At 38.7% G+C, this 282-nt stretch carries 1 protein-coding gene; it reads left to right on the top strand.

The annotated features are described in order from the left end of the window. Window positions 1-17: 17 nt before the first annotated feature. A partial coding sequence (locus LI114_RS13930) for a tetratricopeptide repeat protein (RefSeq protein ID WP_413770914.1) occupies window positions 18-282 on the top strand: 265 nt, incomplete at its 3' end.

Below are 282 nucleotides of genomic sequence, written 5' to 3'. Positions count from 1 at the left end.
ATATTTCAGGAGAGCATTTGGAACAGGACATTGAAAAAGGAATAGCCTTGCTTACTGAGTGTGCGGACAGCGGAGATGTCATTGCTTGTTACAGGCTAGGAAAAATTTATTTGCAGGGCGAGATAATGCCTCAAAATCTGGACAAAGCAGAAAAGTATTTGCTCTTGGCAGAAGATAGCGAGTATACGCAGTATGCACTTGCAAAGCTGTATTTGCAGGAAGAAAAGTATGATATACAAAAAGCTGTCAATTATTTTGAGAATTGTGCTGACAAAAATCATT

This window comes from Ruminococcus sp. 210702-SL.1.03, assembly GCF_020559915.1.
Lineage (GTDB): Bacteria > Bacillota > Clostridia > Oscillospirales > Ruminococcaceae > YE71.
This window is presented reverse-complemented; position numbering and strand designations above follow the sequence as displayed.